Consider the following 18,693-nt stretch of genomic DNA (forward strand, 5'->3'; position numbering starts at 1 on the left):
GACTTAAATAACATTTCCTTCTAGTTTATAGTGTAAGGTTTAAACCCAAAGAGAATTGTCTCATCGTAGGATCTGATTGTGTATCAAAACCTCTACCATTCGAGTTGTTCGAGCTTACTTCAGGATCAAAATTCATGTGCTCAGGGAAGTTAAACGCTCTGAACCACAAGTTTTGCACGTTGAAAGACAAGCTCGCATTTTGGAAAGGAGATCTGTCGATCAAGCTTTGCGGCAAGCTGTAGTTCAAGTTGATCTCTCTAATTCTCAAACGAGTTGCATCGAAAACTAGGTTATCATTCACATCAATTGTGTTGATGAAGTATAGGTCATTCGCACCAATTTGAATGTTATTACGAATCTTCTGACCGTTCTCATCAAGAATGACCTCACCAGTTCCTGGGTTACCGTAGTATCCCGGAAGGATGTAAGAACCTTCTCTGTCTTCAGTGTCTTTCGTTACCCCTCTTCTTAACAAGTTAGAAGCAGTTTGGGAGTAAACATCACCACCATGCGTGTATTCTACTTGGATATTCAAACTCCAGTTCTTGTAGTTCAAACCGTTGATCATGGTGTATTGGAAATCCGGGTTAGGATCACCTACGACTTTGTCGTTCAATGGTGTATCATAATTCGGAATGATCTTACCGTTAGACGGGTTGATCAATAGATTACCATCCTCATCTCTTACTGCATAGCTTAATCTAAATACAGACAAAGGCTCACCTTCGATCGCATAGTTCAAACCATTCGCTAGGTTAATGAATTCCTCTGGAAGGTCAATTACCGTAGTTTCGTAAGTAGTGAAGTTATTGATGATTCTCCATTCGAAGTTGTTTGTTCTGATCGGATACACAGTGACCTGTGCTTCTAAACCTTTCGTATCGATACGGCCGGCGTTGATTGTTGTGCTCGTAAAACCAGTTGTAGAAGGCAATGATCTACCCAATACTTGGTCTTCACTGATTCTTTTGTAGATACTCAAATCAACATCCACTTTGTAATCAAACAACTTGGCGTTCACACCTGCCTCAAATTCACGCAATTGCTCAGGTCTCAAATCTGGATTTGGACGGAAAGTAGAGATTGCGTTTGTTGAAATGTTAGTACCAGCTGGCGTAACAAATGCTTGTGCATTAGCACTCAAAGTTGGTCTTGTTTGGAAAGCACCAGGATAACCTGCTGAAGTTCCGTAACCGAATCTAACTCTCAATGAGTTCAATGTGCTAGATTTCAAGCCATCCCATACATCGGTTGGAACGAAAGAAACAGAAGCAGATGGATAGAACAAGGCTCTATTTTCTTCCTCTACTTGAGATCCCCAGTCATTTCTACCACTCAAGGTTAAGAACAAGTAGTTCTTGTAACCGAATTCAGCCTGACCATACAAACCAACAATGTTAGTTCTTCTGTCTGTGTTACCTGTAGGCTGGTGATCAGTAAAGTTACCATGTCTGAAGAAGTTATACACTACTTGACCGGTTGAGTTCAAGCCGAATGAAGAAGAGTTGAAACTTCTCATGTTCAAACCTGCCTGTACGTTCAATTCAAGATCGTTACCCAATTTCAAGGCATTACCTGAGATCAAGAAGTTATGGTCAAAGTTTTGAACTGTAGATGTAGTGGAGCTCATGCTACCAATACCTTGTTGTGTTAAACCACCTTTGTTTCTAGTGAAGAAGTTGTTGTTGCTGTAGAAATCTACACCAAAACGATATGACACGTTGACTTTGTCTGTAATGTCAAAGGTCAATTGTGCCTTACCTAAGAAACCTTTTCTTTCACCTTTGCTCTGCGTATTCTCTAGCTGCCATCTTGGGTTCTCCAAATCAGGTCGGTAGAATACACTTGATCCATCAATAGGATTAGAGTAAGGAAGTCCTTGGATATCCAAGTTTCTTGGTAGATACAATAATCTATCGAAGAAGTTGAAAGTAGGTCTTCTTCTATCATTTTCAGAGTAGCTGAAGTTTGTTGACAACCTGATTCTATCCGTGATCTCAGTGTTCACACTTGTCGCAAAGTTGAATCTTCTCAGCTGGTTTTCTTTGATGTAACCCGTTTGATCAACATAAGCCGTAGAGAAACCAATTGAAGTTTTACCTACTGTACCGTTTGCATTGATACTTGTGTTAGAACCGTAGTTGTTTTCGAAGAAATCGCTCACGTTGTTAGGGAAGGCCTGGTAAGGCACATCTCCTTGTAGTTCAGGGAACACTAGATCCAAACCAGGCACACGACCTGTAGCATAGTGACCAGGAACAGTGTAGTTATCAGAAAAACGACCACCCCAGTTACCAATAAAGGTTACGTTCGGGGAGTTATCTGCTCCTTGTCCGTAAGTATTTTGGAAATCAGGTAAGTTTGATACCTGGTTCATTACTACTTGCTGGTTGAAAGTAATGTTGAAATCACCGTCACGACCACTAGTTGAACCAGTTTTTGTTGTAACGATCAACACACCGTTTCTACCTTCTTGTCCGTAAAGAGCAGAAGCAGAAAGACCTTTCAAAATATTGATGTCTTCAATATTGTTAGGATCCAAATCCTGGAAACGTGCGAAATCATAGAATACACCATCCACAATAACTAGTGGGTTGTTGTTACCCGTAGCAGAGGAAAGACCTCTAATGTTGATGTTTGGTGCTTGACCTAGGAAACCACCTGGGTAAGAGATCTCAACACCTGCAACTTTACCTCTTAGTAGTCTGGCTACTTCAGCTTCAGGTCTTGACTCTAATAGGTCTTTTTCAACCTGGCCAATTGCATAACCCAAGGATTTTTTCTCTCTAGCGATACCTTGAGCTGTTACGACAACTTCTCCAAGTGCTACTGCATCTGGAGCTAGTTTGATGTTGATTACATTTTGGTTACCCACTGTAATCTCTTGCGTTACGTATCCTAAGTAACGAAATACTAGGACACTGGAGTTCGACACGCCAGAAATGGTGTAAGCACCATCTGCGTCTGTCGGAACACCTTGAGTCGTACCCTTAATAAGGATATTAACTCCTGGAAGTGGCAGTCCGTCATCGGAGCCCGTTACCTTACCGGAAACGGTTCTCGTTTGAGCGAACACAACGTTCGCGGACATAAAGGCCACTAACATGAAAAACGTCAGTAAATTCCTATTCATACTGTTTTCATTTTAGTTAGTAAAAGTTTATTTGTTTGAATTGAAAGGCTAAACATAGCCTAAAAAGTTATTAATCAATAACATTTTGAAAACAAATCAGGCAAACGGTTTCCATAAAGCAAAACACAATTTTCTGCGTTTAGAACCAAATAGGGGCGATTTTAAAATTTTGTTTGGCGTAGTAAGGGTAATCGAAAGCATAAGAAACAGGGCTGACTTAAGCCGAAGGAAACAATTTCTTAATTTTCGTTAAAACAATTTCTTTCCGATTACGTTTCCGAAATCCTTCAAAAACGAGCAAAAATCGCCCATTAATCAGCCTATACGTACATTTTGGATTCTATCTAATGATTTCCAACTGCTTTATTTTACCGGATATTAAATGTACATACATATTATTTAGCCTTCTCTTGAATTACCAAATTTTCTTCTGTTTAACATTTTTTTAGAAAATCAGGAGTGGAAACCGCAATGCTTCAACAAAATATTCAGGTAGTTCAATTTTCCTATTCAGGTCTTTCCATTTCGCTCTTAACCGCATTCTCGAAAGAGGACTCTCTTTCATTTAAAAAAAAGAAAAAGGGAAAGCCTTCGACCTTCCCTTTAGTTGATGCGATGGGCTAGGGTTATTTTAGCCAAATTTTCTTCGTGATAACGACCTCCTCATTGAGTACCAATCTTATGAGGTAGATACCTGCCGCTAAGGCAGACATATCTCTGTTGTATTCGAAACGGCCAGCACCCATGTCCTGAAAATTATCCATACCGTAACGCTTCCCTTGCATGTCCATTACCGTTATCTTAAGACTTGACAAGGTCATTCCCTGAATGGTCAGGTGAAGTTGATCGTCCACAGGGTTGGGGTAGATCGTAATGGCTTCCTCAATCGTTGTTTCGGGCTCCTCCTCAATGGAAGTTACGCTGATCTCAAACGCTTCTGAAAACCTGTTGCACCCTTCATCATACAGCAAGACCCGGTAAGACCCAGGCTCTTCTGTTTGGTACTGACGGGTGGTTTCATTTGGAAGAACTTCATTGTCCTTGAACCATTGGTAACGGTCGCCCATTCGCTCGGAAACCATGATTCCCTGCTGCTGCACAATGTTGAATGGTTGGATAGTATTGGCTACTATTCCCACCTCTTTTGTGTATTCGGTAGATGCCCCTTCCCCTTGGACCAACAATCGAATCGTGTAATTGCCTGGGCTCTCAAAACTGGCCGATAAACCGGCGGCGGCTCCATTTCCGTCATTGGCGACGTCGCTTCCATTCACTGACCATCGGCTAGAGGTCAGTGGCCCTGAACTCTTGTTTTCAAAAAAGGTCAACCCCACCGCACAGCCATAGGCAAAATCAAAGTCAGCAAATAGGGTGTCGTCGCAGGCTTGCAAGAGCCATCCAGTGCCGTTTTCGACTTGACTATTGGCTCCAATGGTCATCGTTGCTTCGCCTACGTAGTTTACATTGGTCACCGTCATGAAATCTTGACAGATCTTTTGATGACCCGCAACAGCAAAACGATTGCCGCCTACTCCTGTGATCGTTGTGCGCTGATCGGGGGTACCCGTAGCCACAAAACCCTCGAGTACGTCGAAGCCTGCATTCGCTTGTAAATTCAAGCGCCCACCGGGTGCAATGAATAAGCTATCTGTTAATGAGGAAGAGTTGACATTGACAAGGCCTGAGATGTCCAGTTTTTGCATGGAAGGTAGCTGCTCCATGGTAAGCGCACCATTCACCACTAATGCCGCGTTCAGGTCGAGGTTCCCGAAAAAACCCGTAACTGTTGCACCAGAAGGAATATGCAGCGTTGTCTTGCTGTTGGCTAATGATAATTCTTCCACCCAATTGATCGCATTACGCACCTCAATTACAGCATTCGTGGAACCAAAGCTTTTGGAGGCTGTTGTTCTGGCAATCCAATTGTTAACGCTCAAGGTATCTCCCAAAAATGTCACTTGACCAGATTCGATCACCAGTTCAGCCAAGTTCATTCGTCCTACTAAATCCACCTGCCCCTGCTGCGCATCCACAACGAGGGTAGCATTTGTTAAGTCAGCATTGGCAAAGATTCTGGCCTTATTGGTTGATGGAGTCACGACCAATTCACCTCCTTGGATGGCAGCATTTCGATCAGACAAATACACATCATTGGCTATGGTCAACCGATTGCCATTCAATTCAACCTGACCTGATTTTTCTCCAAACCAGCTTATTCCAGCAACTGCAGTACTTGCATTCAATTGAATGGTAAACGCCTGGTCCTGTCCAAGCGAGCCAAACGAATTGCGGTCAAAAATAACCTGATCTCTATTTGAAGGAATGGCCCCACTTGCTTGCCCGCCACTAGTCAGTGACCAATTGGCCGCATCTTCCCAATTGCCTGACCCTCCGATCCAGTAATAGGTTCTGGGAGCGTCGTCCCTTTCATATTCGATGATCAGCGCATATTCTTGCACCTCATTCGTGATAGCATTTTTATGCCCAACAGTCAAACTGTAGGCTTGTCCGGAGGCTTGAAATTCAATCTTTTCTACATTATCACGGAAATTATCCCCTTTTGTGGCCGCCGCATTTGGTCGCCGAGGGTCTAAGATCCAGGGCAGATGCTCCTCCCCTTCATTATTCACTCTCATGTCGAGATCATTGACCAACATCAGGTCTTCAGGATCCAGTTGAGGGGCCACTGGGGTCCCCGGAACATCGGTCCAAACGAGGGTTATTTTAACGGCAGTGCCTGCTTTCGGCTGCAACGTATAGGTATCGGTTTCTCCTTCAGAGATGCTATCTACTCGGATTACCTGGTTATCGCCATTTTCTTGCAACAAGAAATCGGCCATGCCTTTGGTGTTGATGAAGCCCCAACCAAATTCATAATCAGGCCCAACCGCATTTCCGGCTTCGTGCGCTGTATGCAACAACAAGGCCTTGAGTGTGGCCGCCTTCATGAATCGACCGGTCCTTTTTTGATGCAACTGTTGAATCAATGCCAAGCTGCCCATCACTACCGGGCTAGACATCGAGGTGCCTTGCAATCTCACATAGGCATTGTCGGCACTTGCTGCAGAAGAAAGAATGGAGACGCCGGGAGCTGAAATATCCGGCTTGATGCGTCCATCATCTGTGGGGCCCCAGCTACTGAAGCTGGACATCTGGATCTGTCCCGGATCATTGTAGGTGCCTGAAAATTTCTGTGTGGCCCCTACGGTGACGATGTTCTTTGCCGCACTTTGAAAAACGATCTGATCGTAAGGACCGTTGGGTGGTCTTGACCCATCACCGACACCATTTCTCGAATTTCCTGCAGATTTCACCATCAGGTAGTAGGGCGCGTCGTACACCAGCTGATCCCAATTTCTAGCCCCTGATGAATAAAAGCCGAACTTCCAATCTTCATTCGGGTCAATGTCTTCATCGCCATTCCATGACCATGAGTTACCTTCAAAACGCCAGCCGGCGGGCACTCCATAGGAGTGATTACTAAGGATCATGGTCTCGGCATTAGTGGCCAGTTCCTGTGCGATCTCTGCTTCGTCATTCGTGAAATTGTACACTACAGCCCCTGCTTTTGGCGCCATTCCTCTAGCTTCGGCATTAATCCCTGCACCTATGATGGTTCCCGTTACATGCGTGGAGTGATTGACCGGTGCATTGCTCTCAAAATCACCTCCTGGCAGTAGCCTGTCTTCGAACTCCACATGCTTTTCTCTTGGGCCACCGGGTTCTTCCCAGATGAGCAAGCGCAAACCTTCTCCATTAAGTTGTAAACCAGCAGCACCCGTGATGAGCTGATCGGTGTTGACATTGACAGCAGCGCCTAAGTTGTCAGAAGAGAGGTAGATGGGTTTATTGTTGATGACATCGTAAAGGTAAAGGGCGGGTGCATCGTCAAAAGTGATCACCTTGGGTTGCTCGGTTTTCGTAATAAAGACCTCCACTCGAATGAGTCGATCGGCATGGTATTGCTGAATGGTTTGTTGCAATTGCTCTAGCCTATCTTCCTGTCCCAAAAGATTGAAGGAACAGCAAATCGGAAAGATGAGTAGTAATCGTTTCATGGCAAAATGGTCATTGAAATTAACCAAATAGTCGTAAAGAATATCCTCCGTTTTAAAGCAAATAGAAAGCCAGACTCATCGGCCTTGCTGATTTATCGCTTTTTCTGTTTAAAATAACTCCCTTTACTTAACACTTAGGTCGGTCGGCAACAACAAAACTTTATTCAACTATGCGAATCACCCTAATTTTCTGAAACTTCATTAAGCCGAATCAGCACTTTTCGATCTGATTGTTTATTGGGTAAGTAGGCCTCTTGCTTGGATTTTGTCTCGCCAAAGTAGACAGGTTCTAGTTGATCAGGAGATACCCCCTTCTTGATGAGGTACTGAACCACCTGATCAACCCGCCTCTGGGACAGCAGCAGGTTGTCTTCCGTTTTGCCTAATGTATCTGCATACCCTTCGACGGATACTCTCCATTCAGGATGCTCCCGTAACCGTTTGGAAAGCCTGTCCAACTCAGGGTAATGCACTTGTCCTAACCTCCACTCATTGCTGGCGTAGAAAATAGGCTCCGAGAGCAGTTCATTGAGGGGGAGTGGGTTGAGTTCGATCTGAATGGAATCCATTGGATCGACGACTACTTTTTCAACGTAACCCTTGGCTTTGGCGATAATTCGTTCTGGTCTCGATTGAAGGACCTCAGCAAAAACTCCCAGAGCAGATGGACTCATAAGCTGCACCTTATCCTCCCATTCGATGCTAATTTGGCCGTCAATGCGTTCTTTGGTTTTTGCATCAACCAAAACGACCTGTTGCTCGATAAGGCTTAGCTCCGGCAACAAAAATTCAGGGAACTTAAATCGCCTCATGATGATCTTCCCCGAGGTTAATGTACTTGAAAAGTAAGCCCAACCATCCACGCTAATGCTGTAACCCAATTGATCCTGTTCGTTGTTGATCGGTTTTCCAAGATTCTCAGGGGTCAACCAGCCGCTGTTTGTTTTTACCGATTTAAACAGATCGAAACGGCCTAGACCGGGCCTGCCATTCGTTGCAAAGAAAAGGGTCTTATCATCCGGATAAATGAAAGGCGATGCATCGTCTTTCATGGTATTGATCTCATTCAAGGGGTCAGCGGTTGTCCATCTTCCATTGACTTTCTGCGACACCCAAATGTCCTGTCCTCCCATTCCCGGCTGCGTGCTTACGAAGTACAAGGTCTGGCCATTGCTCGACAACGAAGGTTGAGATTCCCAATATGGCGTATTGACTGTCTTTGGTAAGAGTGTTGGTTCTGGCCACTCCCCATTCTCTTTATAGGATACATACAAATCGCAACCACCAATATTGTTCTTGCGATTGCAACCGGTAAATACCAATGTCTTGCCATCTGCAGAAATGGCCGCAGTTCCTTCATTCTTTGAAGAGTTAATGCGTTCAGCAATGGGCTGCGGCATTCCCCAAACACCAGCGCTGTCTCGAACTCGCATGATCTGTTCGTCGCCTCCCCATCGTTTATCTCTTGCCGTAAAGATCAGCTGACCTGAGGCATCCAATGATGGAAAGTATTGCATATCAAACAGGTTCATTTTTGGAAGAAGGTCTTCGAATAAGATGTTCTGTTCAGGCATTTTTGCTTTTAAGGCGAAGTCTATTGAGGCTACCAACAAGGCAAGGTCATTCTGCCGCGTGTTGTAAATGGGAGGGCTGATCTGATCGGCAAATTGCTTGGCCAGCTCATAATTTCCTTCCGACCAAAGAAATTTGGCCAAATCATAGGTCAACCTTGCCTGAAAAGGCTGTTCTACTTCCTCCTTGCTATTGGAATAAAGGTTTAGTGCCAAGGTCTTTTGGTTGGTGTTCAAGTACACCTGCATCAATGACATGATGGCTTCATCAAAGCTCTTGTCTCTTCGAATTGCTGAGACGAGCAATGGCGTCGCTTCAGCATTTTGGCCCAGCACCAGCAGTGACCTGGCTTCTAGATACTCCTCAATGGCTTTTTTCTTTCGTGAATGCAGCTCAGTTTGCCCTAAGGTAAGTAAGGGAAGAAGGGACAGTATGATCAGCGCTAGACGTTTCACCTTAAGGAATCTTCATGAACTTATGTGTTTGTAACGAAATATTCCACTTGGGATTCTCTTTTACATAGTCAATGATCAAAGGAAGCATCTTATCTGATTTCTCCCATTCTGGTTGAAGGTAGAGCAAGCAGTCGGGATTTACCTTCGCCGCATGTTCTTCTGCCCAAGCAAAATCACTCTTGTTGTAAATGACCACCTTCAACTCATCGGCTACGTGATAGAATTCACTTCGTGGTTTCATGAATTTTTTCGGAGAGAAACAGATCCAATCCCAAGATCCTGTTAGCGGATGTGCACCAGAAGTTTCAATGTTGACCTGCATGTCGACTTGATCCAGTGCCTCTGTTAGCGTGCTCAGATCGTACATCAGTGGTTCACCTCCTGTGATCACGGCCAAACGTCCTTTGTGCGCTTGTGCTGCTTCGACAATCTCTTGAACAGACTGCTTTGGCCACTGATCAGCCTTCCATGAATCCTTTACGTCGCACCAAACACAACCGACGTCACAACCTCCTAATCGAATGAAGTATGCGGGAGTGCCAGTGTAATGGCCCTCTCCTTGAATGGTGTAAAATGCTTCCATAATAGGAAGCATAGATTGTTCTTTTGTCATCTCAACTTTTTTAGAGCAGGTGGCTGTAACTGCTTTTTCCATCTACCGTCACCCTGAACTTGCTTCAGGGTCTAGCCAGATGCTGATCCCAATTGCTCTCGGGACAGCATGACGGTTCGTGTGCTATACTAATTTCTGGCTTGCAAGGTACGTATTCCAAAGTAAAGAAGCGATGGTCATGGGACCTACACCTCCGGGTACCGGTGTGATGTAAGAACATTTCGGTGCTACCTCGTCAAATTTCACATCGCCTTTCAAACGAAAGCCTGATTTTGTCTCTGTGGAAGGCACTCGATGAATCCCTACATCGATCACTACAGCTCCCTCTTTTACCATGTCTTCACTAACAAATCCCTCTTTACCGATCGCCACGATCAAAATATCGGCTTGTCTGGTGACCTCCCCTAAGTTTTTGGTTCGGCTATGGCAGAGGGTGACCGTGGCATTACCCGGGTTTGCATTTCTAGACATTAACACGCTGATCGGGGTGCCTACTGTATGACTCCTGCCTATGACTACGCAGTTCTTACCGGAAGTCTCAATGCCATTTCTTTCCATCAGAAGCATCATGCCTTTTGGTGTAGCCGGTAAAAAAGTCGGTAGGTCGAGTAGCATTTTACCCAAATTCGAAGGGTGAAAACCATCCACATCTTTCTCTGGACGTATCGCCTCCACAACCTTTTGCTCATCGATCTGCTTGGGTAGCGGTACTTGCACAATGAACCCATCGATCTCCGGATCATTGTTGAGCTGTTCTACCGTGGCCAGCACATCCTGTTCAGAAGTGTTTTCAGGTAAATGGATCAATGTTGAACCAAAGCCGATCTGTTCACAAGCTTTTACTTTTGCGTTCACATAAGTTTTGCTCGCACCATCTTCTCCCACCAATACTGCCGCCAAATGAGGAACTTTACCACCAATTGCCTTGATCTCGTTGACCTTTTCGGCAAGTTCTTCTTTGATTGATTGTGCTGTTGCTTTTCCGTCTAATAGTTGCATGTTGATATGGTTTAATAGTGCCCGGTGTCTGGTGCACAGCTTACTTCTTCAAATAGTTTATGTACCCTTGAACCAATTTCTTGCAGCTGGTGATTTGTTCAAAAATATCACTTATATCTCTTGAGTTGACAAAACCTTGGTCAATTGCAAGATACAATTGAGTTTCAAGTTCGTAGAGTGAACCACGAGAAATGTATAAAAACTGTATTCGTTCCTTAGTATACTGCCGACCCACCCCTTCCGCAATGTTTGAAGGAACAGAAATAGCAGCTCTTTTCAGCTGGCTGGTAAGTGCATACTTTTCGTCTTCTGGAAATAATTTAACGAGCTCATAGATGTAGGACACAAGTCTTCTCGACTCTTTCCAAACGTCTAAATCAGTATAATCTTTATTGTCCATCTTCTGAGCACTGGGCACTAAGCACTAAGCACCAAGCACTGTTTTCTACTAATCTAACTTAAGCACAGCCATGAACGCTTCTTGTGGAATTTCAACGTTTCCAACCTGGCGCATTCGTTTCTTTCCTTTTTTCTGTTTCTCTAAGAGTTTTCTTTTTCGGGTAATGTCACCACCATAACACTTGGCCAATACGTTCTTTCGCAAAGCCCGTACGGTTTCACGCGCAATAACCTTTGTGCCGATCGACGCCTGGACAGCGATCTCGAACATTTGGCGAGGAATCAGCTCCCGTAGCTTTTCGCACAAGCGTTTTCCCCATTCATAGGCTTTGTCGCGGTGGACGATGGCAGATAGGGCATCTACCTTATCTCCATTCAATTGAATGTCTAGTTTCACCAGATTCGACTGTCTAAAACCGATCAATTCGTAATCCAAAGAAGCATAGCCTCTGGAGATGGTTTTTAGCTTATCAAAGAAATCAAAAACGATTTCGGCCAAAGGCATTTCAAAGGTCAATTCTACCCTGTCCGAGGTTAAGTAGACCTGATTCTTGATCTGCCCTCTTTTCTCCATACACAAACCGATGATCGAGCCGACGTAATCTGATTTGGATATGATCTGCGCTCGAATAAAGGGTTCTTCCAAGTGGGACATTACATTGAACTCTGGCAATTCTGAAGGAGCATTCACCATTTTCACCGAACCATCGTTCATGATGGCATGGAATTGAACAGAGGGGACCGTTGTGATCACGGTCATATCGAACTCTCGTTCCAAACGCTCCTGCACGATCTCCAAATGGAGCATACCCAGGAAGCCACAACGGAAGCCAAAGCCTAAAGCCGCTGAGGTCTCGGGCTCCCAAACCAAGGAAGCATCGTTGAGCTGTAGCTTTTCCATGGATGCCCGCAACTCTTCAAAATCTGACGTCTCTACAGGGTAGATCCCTGCAAATACCATGGGTTTTACATCTTCAAAGCCCTTGATGGTCTGCTTGGTGGGATTGGACTGGTGGGTAATGGTATCACCCACTTTTACCTCTTTAGCCACCTTGATGCCGGAAATAAGGTAGCCAACATTTCCGGCGGACATTTCTTGCTGTGGTTTTTGTTGCAACCCCAGGATACCAATTTCGTCAGCGAAATATTCTTTACCTGTGTTCACAAATTTGATCTTGTCTCCTTTCTTGATCTTCCCATTGAAAATCCGGAAGATGACTTCTATTCCTCGAAAGGAATTGAAAACAGAGTCAAAGATCATGGCCTGCAGCGGTTCCTCTGGGTCTCCTTTTGGAGCAGGAATTCGCTCAACAATCGCTTCGAGAATTTCTTCGATGCCAATTCCGGCCTTGCCGCTGGCCAAGATGACGTCTTCAGGATCACAGCCTAAAAGCTCGACCACTTGATCTGTCATTTCTTCCGGCATTGCTCCTGGAAGGTCAATTTTATTCAGCACTGGAATGATCTCTAAGTCATGCTCAAGGGCCAGATACAAATTGGAAATGGTTTGCGCCTCCACACCTTGTGAGGCATCAACGATCAATAAGGCTCCTTCGCAGGCAGCAATGGACCGAGACACTTCATATGAAAAATCGACGTGTCCGGGGGTGTCGATCAGATTCAACGTATACTCCTCCCCCTTGTGCTGGTATTTCATTTGGATGGCGTGCGATTTGATCGTAATTCCACGTTCGCGCTCCAGGTCCATATCATCCAACAACTGCTCTTGCATATCACGATCAGCCACCGTTCCGGTGTGCTGTAAGAGTCTATCGGCCAAGGTACTTTTCCCATGGTCGATGTGTGCGATAATGCAAAAATTTCTAAATCTCTCCATGCCTGTCATAAGAACTGCAAAAATAGGAAAAACAAGTGCATTTTGATTCTCTCTAGTAAGCAGTTTACAATATTCTATTTAATTCTGTCCGTCATCCTGAATTTACCTGCCGGTAGACAGGTTTATTGAGGATCTCATGAAATAGATGCCGAAACTAGTTTAGCATGACGTAACTATTTTTTAGCACTAACCCTTAGTTTTGCAGCTATGTTATTGGCCGATAAGAAAAAGCAAGAAAACATCGCTGAATACATCATTTACATGTATCAAACCGAATTGCTGATTCGAAATTTTGAATTCGATGAATCAAAGATCAGGGTGCATGTTTTTGGTAACATTCCAGATGAAAAAATGTCTCCCGCAGAAAAAGAGAAGAACCTCAATTGGTATGTGACAGTAATTGCTGACATGCAAAAAGAGGGTCTTCAAAAGGAGGGCCATCTGAGCTATGTACAAGAAGAAGTGGAGAATTTAGCGGATTTGAGTATCAAGCTACTGAGCACTAATCCCGACTACCAACATATTTTTAACGCAGCTCGACCTGCCATCAGGGAAAACATTGAAGCGTCACAAGGACTCATTAGCAACCCGGTTCAAATCTGTTTGAATGGTGTTTTTGGTTTGCTCTTGGCTCGAATGAACGGAAAAGAAATTTCTGAAGACATTCAAGAACAACTGACACACTTTGGTAATGTGCTTTCTTTCCTTTCTTCAGCCTATCGAGACCAGCAAGTAGAAAAAGGCTAAGTCTAGTGGACTTGTATTGAAGTTGGCTCCTTCTTATTGCTTGAAGACCGTTCCATTCTTCATGACAAAAGTGACCTTGGTCATGGCAGCAATATCTTGGATAGGGTCTCCATCTACCGCGATAATATCTGCCATTTTACCTGATTCCACTGAGCCCAATTGGTCTTGTACCCTGAGTAATTCTGCTGCTGTTCTGGTCGCTGATTGGATCGCTTTCATGGGGGGCATGCCCGCCTCCACCATGTACACGAATTCTTTACCGTTTTCGCCATGAGGAAAGACCCCTGCATCAGTACCAAAGGCGATCTTAACCCCGCGGACATAAGCCGCAGCAAAGGTTTCTTGGATCTTTGGCCCTACTTCTAATGCCTTGGGTACCACAACTGGAGGGAAAAACCCGGAAATTTTGGCTTTCTCTACCACAAATTTTCCCGCCGATATTGTAGGCACGTAATAGGTCCCCATTTCTTTCATTTTATCCATTGTTCTTTCTGACATGAACGTTCCATGCTCTATGGTATTGATGCCTGCCGCCACTGCGCGGTACATGCCTTCATCCCCATGGGCATGCGCTGCTGTCACAAAACCGTATTCTTTGGCCATTTCGACAATCCCCTTGAGTTCCTCCATGGTAAACTGTGGACCTTGACCATCTTTTGCTACAGAAAGGACACCTCCGGTTGCTGTGATCTTGATCACATCCGCACCATTTTTGTAGCGCTGGCGAACCGCCTTTTTCGCTTCTTCGTAACTATTGATCACGCCTTCTTTCGGGCCAGGATCATCCATCAAGTCCGCTTTGTTCCCGTTGGTCGGGTCAGCGTGTCCACCGGTTGTAGCAATCGCTTTCTCCGCCGTATAAATTCGCGGACCAATCACCTTGCCCGCGTCGATGGCTTTTCGCAAGGACACGTTAACACCGCTGCCACCAAGGTCCCTTACCGTGGTGAAACCGGCCATTAAGGTGCGCTGGGCATAAACCTGAGCATCATAGGCCACATCAGCCTCGTTGAGAATAAAGCCATTGACCTGGCTTTTCGGACTGCTTTCACTTTCTATATGCACGTGCATATCCATTAGCCCTGGCATTACGGTTCTATCTTTGAGATCAATGACCGTATCGTCATTTCCCCCGCGCGTATACCCTGATTCAACGGTAACGATCCGGTTTCCTTCAATAATAATAGACATTCGGCTTTGTACCTGATCGGACGTTCCATCGATAAGTTTTCCGCAGTGTAAGATGGTCTTTTGAGCACTAAGCGATAACAGACTAAAGAACATGCTCGCAAAAAATAGTATTCTTTTCATAGTAGGTAAGGTTGAGCACATAATATAGTCAAACTAGAAAACAGTTTTGGGAAAACCGGCTTACAGTTGAACAGGTTTTGATTCCTAATCGGTGCTTTACCTCCTCACAAGGCGGGCCAAGTACTGATCATTTTCATCTTTATTTAAGATGTAAGTGATCCAACCAAGATCGTATGCCTTTTCTGTTAAAGTATCCATGTCGATGTAGACCCAATCGAACCAATCACCTTTTTGGCCTTTGTACTCGTATTGGAACTGCACTTCGCCGTAGTAGCGATCCTTGGGCTTTTCCTCTCGTTCATAAAGGTAACTGATGTCGCTTGAGTCCAGGATGATCTGACCTTCTCTGCTGAGCAGTTCATCCGCCTTTTTCAGAAAAAGCCCTAGTCGATCCAATGTACCAATGAACCCAATACCATTCATCAAGCCCAAAAGGGTATCGAATTGCTCCCCTTCAAGGCTAAAAAAATCCTGATTACGCGCATCTTTCACCTTGGATGCTTTCATGATATCGACGGCTTCACTAGAGGTATCTATTGCAGTCACTTCCCTTTGCATTTGTTGCAAACAGATGGCGTGAGAACCTGTACCGCCACCAATATCAAGGACTCTCCCCTCACAAACAGAAAGTGCTAGCTGCTCTAAGGTTGGCATCTCCTCATATTCGCGAAAGAAGTACCATAGTGGAATTTCTTCAGGTTTTCCATAACTGGTATTGACCATGAGTTTGGCAACCTCCTCTTCTTGCGCAAAATCCTTCAATGCTCGTCCATAGGGGTCCATTTGGACAAGATACGTATTGCTTACAAAAAGTAAATCCATATCCATCCTTATTATATTTTGCGTAATACCTGCTTTACCAAATTTCCATACAGCCTATTAACAGTAAGCCCTGCTAAATTCTATAGGTCAGCTATCTGATAGAATTATTTCAATTCGCTATGGCTCAATCACTTAGATGAACGGTAGCCACTCAAACAAAAAACCTATCGCTGGTACAATTTTACTACAAGGTCTTAGGAACAAATTTAAATTTTGTGTGTTGGTACAGAGATTATAAGTGAATTGTGAAAGTCTTATTCAGCCTTGTATTAGTTCTTCTATCAGTTGCCACTTCTGCCCAAACGGTTAGAAAAGAGTTCGACGCGGAACGCGCTTTGGATAAAATCAAAATAGATGGGGTCTTGGATGAAGCTACTTGGCAAAACAGATCCACCTTATCAGGTTTTACCCAACGGAGACCAAATCCAGGAAAACCGGCCACGAAAGACACCGAAGTCATGCTCTCTTATGACGATGAAGCCATCTATGTGGCGGCCAAAATTTACGAGGAGCGTGACAGCATCTTCAACTTTTTAACCAACCGTGACAACGTCGGAAATGCCGATTTTTTTGGGATCGCCATTGATCCGTTCAGAGCAGGATTAAATGGCGTGGGCTTATTTGTTACCTCAGCGGGTGTTCAATTGGACTACCTTTATTCTAATGGAGGAGACGAACGCTTTTATCGCAACGACGAATCGTGGAATGCAGTTTGGCTGTCTGAAACAAAGATCTATGACGACTATTGGGTAGCGGAATTCAAAATACCCTATGCTGTGTTACGCTTTGATTCAAAGAACATCCAAGAATGGGGAATTAATTTTGGAAGAAGGTCACGTTCACGAAATGAATATTCTTATTGGAATCCCATTGACCCACAAATAGATGGTTTTCTCAATCAAGCCGGAAGAGTAAAAAACTTAAAAGACATTAATGCACCGACGCGTCTCTTCTTCTACCCATATGTTTCTACGGTGGTGAGCCGATCGACCCAAACCGGATTTGTTTCGCCCCAATTAAATGGTGGCATGGACATTAAGTACGGGCTCAATGACGCGTTTACTTTGGACATGACATTGATTCCTGATTTTAGTGGGGTAAGATCAGACAATCAAATACTCAATTTATCACCTTTTGAGGTCCGCTTTGATGAACAGCGGCAATTCTTCACGGAGGGCGTGGAGCTATTTAACAAAGCCGGACTCTTCTATTCAAGAAGAATTGGTTCCACTTTTGGCAACATGACAGAAAACCTGAACCCTAATGAAGTGATCATTTCGAGACCACAAGCGGCTCAGCTGATCAACGCTTGGAAAATTTCAGGGAGAACCAACAGTGGTTTGGGAATTGGTTTTTTCAATGCCATCACGGACAGAACATTCGTAGAAGTAGAAAATGAAGAAACTGGTGAGATCAGACAGGTGGAAGCCGATCCCCTGACCAATTTCAACATTCTTGTCTTAGACCAAAACTTGAAAAATAACTCTAGCGTCACGTTCACTAACAACAGCGTGATCAGAGGAAAAAATGGTGATGATGCCAATGTGACTGGTCTTAACCTAAGTTTGAATGACAAAAGCCTGACCTGGCGTTTGCGTGGTTTTTATGGATATAGCCAAATTGCCCAAAGGCCGATAGAAGGAGAAGATGCAGACCTCAAAACAGGGTTTAAGTACAACGTTGAGTTTTCTAAGCAACGGGGTAATTTTCAATTTGAATTGAGTCGGAATGTGGAAACGGATGACTATGACATCAATGACCTTGGTTTCTTAAGAAGAGCCAACAGGCTCGACCATAGATTGCAATTGTCCTATATTCAATTCGAACCCAAAGGCATTTGGAACGATTATAGTTATCGACTACAATTTGAGCATAGAGAGCTCTATCAGCCGAATGATTTTGCAGAGTTTCAGATGAGCGGAAATTTTTCCGGTTCGTTTAGAAATTTTTGGAGCTTTTCTGTCGATGCTAACTCTACCCCCGTACCAAGTAATGATTTTTTTGAAGCTCGCGAGCCAGGCTACGTCTTTACAAGACCTGAAGACTACTCGGTGGGCACTCGCTTAAGCACAGACAGAAGGAAAAACCTATTCGTATCGACCAGACTTCGGTATTGGGTAAGACCAGAGTGGGATCAAACGGACAAATTCATCAATTTAAGTGCGAGATTGAATATTGGTAGTCGATTTCAGGTAGACCATCGCATAGATCTATCGACGAGAGACCAAGAAAGAGGCTATGTCACCAAGCTCAGAAACGATCAAGGTGAAATGACCAATGTGGTCATTGGTCAACGAGATGTACGCAACCTGACGAATACCCTCTCGTCGAGTTACATTTTCAACAACCGCATGGGACTAACTTTCCGATTGCGACATTATTGGTCAAGGGTTTTGTACAATGATTACTTCGACCTATCAGAAAATGGCGAATTAACCCCCATTGATTACGATGGGCTAGACGAGAACGGGCTTCCTCGACATGACCGAAACTTCAATCAATTCAACATTGATATGGAGTACAACTGGCAGTTCTTACCGGGTAGTGAAATACGGATCATCTGGAAGCGTGCGATTGGTACAGATGATGTAAGAACAGACCTAGATTTTTTCCAAAATTTTGGCAATACGGCCACCGCACCCAATTTCGATACCATCACCATTCGCTTGGTTTATTTTGTCGACTATTTGAAAGTAAAGAGTCTATTTAGACAATAAACGGTACCACTTTCTATGAGCGGTATCCAT

At 44.2% G+C, this 18,693-nt stretch carries 11 protein-coding genes; 2 read left to right on the plus strand and 9 right to left on the minus strand.

Going from position 1 to position 18,693, the window contains the following annotated elements; all coding sequences use genetic code 11:
• Nucleotides 1-25: 25 nt before the first annotated feature.
• From AC2D6U_RS08790 to lepA, 7 genes are all read right to left on the minus strand, one after another.
• On the minus strand, nucleotides 26-3,133 hold the full coding sequence (locus AC2D6U_RS08790; protein WP_484720607.1) for a SusC/RagA family TonB-linked outer membrane protein: 3,108 nt from the start codon (nucleotides 3,131-3,133) through the stop codon (nucleotides 26-28).
• A gap of 626 nt (nucleotides 3,134-3,759) precedes the next feature.
• Complete coding sequence (locus AC2D6U_RS08795; RefSeq protein WP_484720608.1) at nucleotides 3,760-7,191, minus strand: S8 family serine peptidase; 3,432 nt, start codon at nucleotides 7,189-7,191, stop codon at nucleotides 3,760-3,762.
• 182 nt (nucleotides 7,192-7,373) lie between these two features.
• Entirely contained in the window at nucleotides 7,374-9,218 is a 1,845-nt protein-coding gene (locus AC2D6U_RS08800) for an OmpA family protein (RefSeq protein WP_484720609.1), read from the minus strand.
• A 1-nt stretch (nucleotide 9,219) separates the two neighbouring features.
• Nucleotides 9,220-9,831 carry a 7-carboxy-7-deazaguanine synthase QueE gene (locus tag AC2D6U_RS08805; RefSeq protein WP_484720610.1) on the minus strand — a complete coding sequence of 204 codons (612 nt, stop codon included), beginning with the start codon at nucleotides 9,829-9,831 and terminating at the stop codon, nucleotides 9,220-9,222.
• 123 nt (nucleotides 9,832-9,954) lie between these two features.
• Nucleotides 9,955-10,830 carry a bifunctional methylenetetrahydrofolate dehydrogenase/methenyltetrahydrofolate cyclohydrolase FolD gene (folD, locus tag AC2D6U_RS08810; RefSeq protein WP_484720611.1) on the minus strand — a complete coding sequence of 292 codons (876 nt, stop codon included), beginning with the start codon at nucleotides 10,828-10,830 and terminating at the stop codon, nucleotides 9,955-9,957.
• A 40-nt stretch (nucleotides 10,831-10,870) separates the two neighbouring features.
• Nucleotides 10,871-11,230 (minus strand): four helix bundle protein, encoded by a 360-nt coding sequence (locus AC2D6U_RS08815; protein ID WP_484720612.1) that lies wholly within the window; start codon nucleotides 11,228-11,230, stop codon nucleotides 10,871-10,873.
• 48 nt (nucleotides 11,231-11,278) lie between these two features.
• Entirely contained in the window at nucleotides 11,279-13,066 is a 1,788-nt protein-coding gene (gene lepA, locus AC2D6U_RS08820) for a translation elongation factor 4 (RefSeq protein WP_484720613.1), read from the minus strand.
• A 207-nt stretch (nucleotides 13,067-13,273) separates the two neighbouring features.
• Between lepA and AC2D6U_RS08825 the strand changes: the two genes are divergently transcribed.
• Nucleotides 13,274-13,813, plus strand: a complete 540-nt coding sequence (locus AC2D6U_RS08825) for a DUF4924 family protein (RefSeq protein ID WP_484720614.1) — start codon at nucleotides 13,274-13,276, stop codon at nucleotides 13,811-13,813.
• 33 nt (nucleotides 13,814-13,846) lie between these two features.
• On the opposite strand, the gene AC2D6U_RS08830 is transcribed toward AC2D6U_RS08825, so the two are convergent.
• Nucleotides 13,847-15,124, minus strand: a complete 1,278-nt coding sequence (locus AC2D6U_RS08830; RefSeq protein WP_484720615.1) for an amidohydrolase family protein — start codon at nucleotides 15,122-15,124, stop codon at nucleotides 13,847-13,849.
• Nucleotides 15,125-15,220: 96 nt separating this feature from the next.
• A complete protein-coding gene (locus AC2D6U_RS08835) occupies nucleotides 15,221-15,946 on the minus strand; it encodes a class I SAM-dependent methyltransferase (protein ID WP_484720616.1) in 726 nt (241 codons plus the stop codon).
• 245 nt (nucleotides 15,947-16,191) lie between these two features.
• On the opposite strand from AC2D6U_RS08835, the gene AC2D6U_RS08840 reads away from it, so the two are divergent.
• Nucleotides 16,192-18,663 carry a DUF5916 domain-containing protein gene (locus AC2D6U_RS08840; RefSeq protein ID WP_484720617.1) on the plus strand — a complete coding sequence of 824 codons (2,472 nt, stop codon included), beginning with the start codon at nucleotides 16,192-16,194 and terminating at the stop codon, nucleotides 18,661-18,663.
• The last annotated feature ends 30 nt before the right edge of the window (nucleotides 18,664-18,693 follow it).

The organism is Roseivirga sp. YIW32, assembly GCF_057219245.1.